Source organism: Ruminococcus sp. YE282, assembly GCA_900101355.1.
Classification (GTDB): Bacteria; Bacillota; Clostridia; order Oscillospirales; family Acutalibacteraceae; genus Ruminococcoides; species Ruminococcoides bromii_A.
Genome location: FMUV01000003.1, coordinates 136,874 through 142,983, shown reverse-complemented (window position 1 = coordinate 142,983; position 6,110 = coordinate 136,874). Strand labels below are relative to the sequence as shown.

Sequence of the window (6,110 nt, the reverse complement as noted above, 5' to 3'; positions counted from 1 at the left end):
GGAGCTTCTGTTGTAGGAGCTTCTGTTGTTGGAGCTTCTGTTGTTGGAGCTTCTGTTGTTGGGGCTACTGTTGTCGGAGCCTCAGTAGTAGGAGCTTCTGTTGCAGGCTCGTATGAAGGATCAAGTGTTCCCTCATATACATATGCAACTCTTGTAATCGGAACTGATACTTCAAGAATCTCGCTGCCTCTTGCAACAGTTTCTTCGGTATCAGGATCTTCCTGCTTAGTTGTTGGGTCAAGGTTTGCAATCTGCATTACTTCAAGTTCAAGATTAACGGTTGTGTTACCTGTTCCTACAACATCGAATGTAACAGAAACGAACGGAACCTTGCCGCCGGTCTTTGTCTGAAGTCTGTAAAGCTTAAGGCTTGTGCAGTTACCTTTGATAATGCCTGCATCTGCGGGGTTGCAAACTGCGTCGCCTGCCTGTGGCATAAATGTCCAGTTGTCATCCTCGTCAACGTTCTTATCAGCATTGAACTTGAGAACTGATGGATCATATGTAAGTTTCCACTGGCTGTTGAGCATTCTCTTCTCTGAATTGATAAAGTATGTTACAGTAACAGTATCAGTTGAAGCATCAAAGTGCTGTGTAAATTCAGGGAAGTAGTTTGAAGTTGCCTTAACGTTAAGACCTTCCTCAGCCGGTGCTGCAGTAGTCTCTTCAGGCTTTGTTGTAACAGCCTCGGTTGTTGGAGCAACTGTTGTTTCTTCCTGCTCTTCACCGTTTATTGTAACTGTAAACTTAGCGCCTGTCTTTGAAGCATAATCAAAACCAGTAAGGTCAAGTGTAAGTTTTACAGTTGAATTATCTTCAGGAACATCAATTGTAATGTTGCCGCCGTTGTAGTCAGCATCTGTCTTTACACCCGAAGCTTTAAACTCGCCGCCCCAGTTATCAGTCCAAGAACCGTTAGCAGCAAACTTTACCTGATAGTTATCATAAGCTTCAAGACCATCATAAGAAATTTCATAGACATTGTCTGAAACCTCAGTCATCTTGTTAGAGTCGTCTGCCGGATCCCAACCAACACCGTTAAGCCAGTTGCCGTCGCCGTTGCCGACTGCACGCATAGCGTCAATTTTGAGATCGCTAACCATCTCTACGTTGTCGCCCTTAACTTTGATTTCTTTTGTGCTCGGGTCAAATGTTACGGTAACATCACCTGCATCTGTAACCTTAAAGGTAATGTTATTGCCTGATGCATCACCGTAATAGTCTTCGTCTGCCTGAACCTTACCGTCTGTGAGCTTAGCTACTTTAATCTGAACTACACCCAATTCTTCGGTAGGGCTAAAGACGAGTTCATATGTGCCATCTTCTTTTTCAGTCATAATATTGCCGGATTCCTCAGAGAAATCCCATGTGCTATCGCAAAGGTTAGCTGTGCCGGCTACTACATACTTTATATCAGCAGCAGAAACGCTGATTGCTGTGATTGAAAGTGATGTAATAATCAACATCAATGACAATAAAAGACTAATTGCTTTTTTGAACATTTCGTTTCCTCCTTATTTGATAATGCTACTATAAGCAATAATATTATATAAAAATGCCCGCTAAAAGTCAATAAAAAATCGTGTTTTGGTAAAAAATAATTCTAATATTATTGAAAATTTTTTATACTTTTGTCATAATGTCTAAATTTTTACAATAGCGTTTGTTACTTATAACCGTTCACATTGTGTGACTGCCAGTTCCAAGAATCATAGCACATATCTTCAAGACTTTTCTCTGCTTTCCAGCCAAGTATTTTTTCTGCTTTTGACGCATCGGCATAACATTCTGCAATATCTCCTGCACGGCGCGGTTTGATAACATAAGGAATGTCGATTTTATTAACCTTGATAAATGCCTTTACTATGTCAAGTACGCTGTATCCGGTTCCCGTTCCGAGGTTAAACACCTCTGTTCCCTTGTGATTTGCCGAGTATTCAATGGCCTTAACGTGACCTTTGGCAAGGTCAACAACGTGGATATAGTCACGAACACCTGTACCGTCGTGAGTCGGATAATCATCTCCGAAAACGCCAAGCTGAGGAAGTCTTCCTGCGGCAACCTGAGTTATGTACGGCATAAGATTGTTTGGAATACCGTTCGGGTCTTCGCCTATTCTTCCGCTTTCGTGTGCACCGATCGGATTAAAGTATCTGAGAAGCACAACCGACATTTCAGGATTTGCCTTAGCTGTATCAGTCAAAATCTGCTCCATCATAAGCTTTGTCCAGCCATACGGATTTGTCGGTGAGCCTGTCGGCATTGTTTCTACCAACGGTACTGTCTTTGGAGTGCCGTAAACCGTTGCGGAAGAACTGAATATAAAGTTATTTACTCCGTACTTTTTCATTGCTTCAAGCAATGTGAGTGTTGAATCAATATTGTTTCTGTAATACATAACAGGTTTTTCACAGCTCTCTCCAACTGCCTTAAGTCCTGCAAAATGAATTACGGCGTCAATTTTGTTTTCGGCAAAAATCTTATCGACTGCATCTTTCTTGCAAACATCAGCTTCGTAAAGCGGAACTTTTTTGCCTGTAATTTCTTCCACACGCTTGATTGCCTCGGGACAACTGTTTGAGAAGTTGTCGGCAACTATAACATCGTGTCCTGCATTGAGAAGTTCAACACAAGTATGCGAGCCGATATATCCGGCTCCGCCTGCAAGTAATACGTTCATTTTAATACCCTTTCTTTTTTACATATATATATAGTATACACAATTTGCGTACACTTTTAAATCTCTGCTTCATTAAATCAGCACTTTTGAGGTTCAGGATAGTCAACGCCAAATGTTTCGACTTTGATTGACTTGATAATCTGGTCATCATAAGGCTTGTCGGAAAAATCCGTGTCGGTTTCTGCAATTTGATTTACAACATCCATTCCCTCAACAACTTTTCCAAAAGCGGCATACTGACCGTCAAGGTGCGGAGCGTCCTTATGCATAATAAAGAACTGAGAACCTGCTGAGTCGGGCATCATTGAACGAGCCATTGAAATAACTCCGGCAGTGTGCTTGAGCTGATTGTCAAAGCCGTTTGCGGCAAACTCACCCTTGATTGAATAACCCGGACCGCCCATTCCTGTTCCTTCGGGGCAACCTCCCTGAATCATAAATCCGTAAATTACACGGTGAAAGGTCAAGCCGTCATAAAAACCGTTATTTGCAAGTGATATAAAGTTGTTGACTGTGTTTGGGGCAACATCGGGATAAAGTTCAACCTTTATAATTTTTGAATCGTTCATCTCAATAGTTGCAATAGGATTTTTATTCATTGTAATCACCTTTTTATTATTATTTATTTCTATAATTTTTTAAATTGGGGCAATTGCAGGCACAAAATTTCTTGCAATGCTGTATATCGCCAAAAAAGCAAGAAAAACATACAAAAGTTTTATATTGTGGATTGGAAATCTTACAGGTTTGCCGAAAGCCCGAATGGCAAATTCCAAATAATAAACCGCAAATATTATAATTTCCAAAACAAGCATTAAATTCTGCCTAAGTGACAACAAAATATCGCCGTGTATCAATGCCGCCGCCGCTCTTGTCATTCCGCAACCCGGGCAATATATGTGCAAAAATCTGAATGACGGACATTCGGGAAACGTAATGTATTTAAGTACAAAAATTGATATAAAATAAAAAAGCACTGCCGAAACAAACGGCAAAATACAAATTAATATTTTTTGATATGGTTTATACTGCTTCATATTTATCAAGGTTTAATAAAATCGGGCAGAAAAGTCTGCCCGGATAATATTTGATTTTAATAATAATATCTGAGATTAACATTATCGCCCTGTGCGCCGCCGATAATCATCATAGCTATGAAAATCAATGAAATTACAATGCCGATTGATGAAAGAATTATGCCGGCAATAGCCATTCCGTTATTTTCACTTTGTTTGGACTTGGAAATGATACCAAAAATAAGACCAAGAACCGAAGGAAGCAAACCTCCGCAGCATGTACAAACAGAAACTATACCAAGCACAAGAGAAGCTATTGCAAAACCCTTTCCGCTTGGCTGTTCGTAAGAAGCATACTGCTGTTGCTGATAGGCATTGCCAACCGGTTGATTGTACTGACTTTGGTAACCGGCCTGCTGAGAGTAATAATTATTCTGTCCATATTGGTTTTGCTGAGATTGACTATACTGATTTTGTTGTTCGTAATAATTGCTCTGCTGAGAATTACTGTATGGGTTATTCTGGTTATTAAAATTCTGCTGCTGATAATAAGGAATACCCTGTTCATTATTTGGATTATTATTTTCAGAATATCTATTATTGTTTGTCTCTGGATTTTGATTATCGAATCCGTTATAATCGTTATTTCCGTCCATAATGGTACCTCCATTTTAGGTTAATTAAATTATAAAATAAATGAAGAATTTTGTCAATTATAATTCAATGCTCATTGTGGCAAACGCATTAAGCGATGAATCGGCTGTATTACCGCTCAAAAATTCATAATACCCCTGAGAACCCACCATTGCGGCGTTATCTCCGCAAAGCGATTTATCGGGCATATAAAATTCATAACCTCTTTGCTTACACTCATTTTGCAAGGTTGAACGCAAAAGAGAATTTGCCGAAACGCCTCCGGCAATGACAAGCTTATTGACCTTATAATCTTCTGCCGCCTTAAGAAAATTTGTTGTAAGGCAATCTACCACAGCATAGCGAAACGAAGCACAGATGTCAGCCTTGTTTAATTCTTCACCTTTTTGTGAAGCATTGTGAATCAGGTTAATTACAGCGGTTTTTAAGCCCGAAAAACTAAAATCATACGGTGCGTCATGAACAACGGGACGGGGCAGTTTAAAGGCAAGCGGATTTCCGTTTTCGGCAACCTTGTCAAGTTCAATGCCGCCCGGATAAGGCATACCCATTGTGCGTGCCGCTTTGTCAAACGCCTCGCCTGCGGCATCGTCACGGGTTCTGCCGAGAATTTTCATCTTTGTGTAGTCTTCCACCATAACAATATGGCTGTGACCTCCGGACACCACAAGGCACAAAAAAGGCGGTTTTAATTCTTGATTAGAAATATAATTTGAAGCAATGTGCGAACGCAGGTGATGAGTCGGCACAAGCGGCTTGCCTGAAGCAAGTGACAATCCCTTTGCAAAGTTTACACCCACAAGCAAGGCTCCGATAAGCCCCGGAGCATATGTAACGGCAATAGCGTCAATATCGTCAAGTGTAAGATTACAATCGGAAAGCGACTTTCTCACAACAGGAACGATGTTTTCTGCGTGACGGCGTGATGCAATTTCCGGTACAACGCCGCCATACTGTCTATGCTCCATTACCTGGGTTGCAACAACCGATGATAAAACTTTTCGTCCGTCCTCAACAACAGCTGCCGCTGTTTCATCACAAGAGGATTCTATTCCGAGAATTTTCATTTCTGTTTCCTTTCATTTCCTATGCGGCAGTACATCTGTATATTCAAAAACCGCAAAATTTGCCATAATTCTTAAATCAAAGCAACACTCAGCTTTGCTTTCGAGAGATAGGGGTGTAGCCGATTTCTAACAGTGCAAATTGGAATCTGCACTAAGATTATTATTTTGACACCACCACGGCAACAGGAGTGTTTATTATAAATAGGTTAAAAATACTTCGTCATTAAAATTGCGTTTTCAGTAGGTTCGGAATAATAGTTCTTGCGTTCACCGACCTTAATAAAACCAAATTTTGAGTAAAGCGAGCGGGCATTTTCGTTGCTTTCACGCACCTCAAGAGTAAAAAAGCTGAAATTGTTCTTTTTGCCGTAAGTCACAAGCTCATTTATAAGGGCACTTCCGACTCCCTGGCACCTGAAATCCCTGTCAACCGCCACATTATATATGTATCCCTCGTCGAGCACGAAGTTCATACCTATATATCCGACAACTTTGCCGTTGTCTGTTGCGGTCAAAAATAACGAGTTTTCATTACCAAGTTCTGACTTTATGCTTTCAAGTGACCAAGGATGAACAAAGCATTGCTGTTCGATTTTGCAAACACCGTCAAGGTGTTGTTCGTTCATTTTTTCAATCTTCATATCGTTTTATTCTTAGTGCGCCAGCCGCATTAAGGACTGGCATCTGCACTTA

The 6,110-nt window shown here is 40.6% G+C and carries 7 protein-coding genes; all 7 read right to left on the bottom strand.

The genetic code is table 11. The annotated features are described in order from the left end of the window. Positions 1–1,502 (bottom strand): pullulanase X25 domain-containing protein (locus tag BLP46_RS02395; protein WP_207645195.1); only part of this gene is annotated, 1,502 nt, incomplete at its 3' end. A gap of 164 nt (positions 1,503–1,666) precedes the next feature. Next, positions 1,667–2,680: a UDP-glucose 4-epimerase GalE gene (galE, locus tag BLP46_RS02390; protein ID WP_092975055.1), complete on the bottom strand. Its 1,014-nt coding sequence runs from the start codon at positions 2,678–2,680 to the stop codon at positions 1,667–1,669. Positions 2,681–2,757: 77 nt separating this feature from the next. Next, on the bottom strand, positions 2,758–3,279 hold the full coding sequence (locus tag BLP46_RS02385) for a peptidylprolyl isomerase (protein WP_092975052.1): 522 nt from the start codon (positions 3,277–3,279) through the stop codon (positions 2,758–2,760). 39 nt (positions 3,280–3,318) lie between these two features. Next, entirely contained in the window at positions 3,319–3,717 is a 399-nt protein-coding gene (locus tag BLP46_RS02380; RefSeq protein WP_092975049.1) for a DUF2752 domain-containing protein, read from the bottom strand. Positions 3,718–3,773: 56 nt separating this feature from the next. After that, the gene (locus tag BLP46_RS02375) at positions 3,774–4,352 is read right to left on the bottom strand and encodes a DUF4190 domain-containing protein (protein WP_092975046.1); all 579 of its coding nucleotides are present in this window, start codon (positions 4,350–4,352) and stop codon (positions 3,774–3,776) included. A gap of 57 nt (positions 4,353–4,409) precedes the next feature. After that, on the bottom strand, positions 4,410–5,417 hold the full coding sequence (gene tsaD / locus BLP46_RS02370) for a tRNA (adenosine(37)-N6)-threonylcarbamoyltransferase complex transferase subunit TsaD (RefSeq protein WP_092975043.1): 1,008 nt from the start codon (positions 5,415–5,417) through the stop codon (positions 4,410–4,412). A gap of 206 nt (positions 5,418–5,623) precedes the next feature. Then, positions 5,624–6,058, bottom strand: a complete 435-nt coding sequence (gene rimI, locus BLP46_RS02365) for a ribosomal protein S18-alanine N-acetyltransferase (protein ID WP_092975039.1) — start codon at positions 6,056–6,058, stop codon at positions 5,624–5,626. Positions 6,059–6,110: the final 52 nt, after the last annotated feature.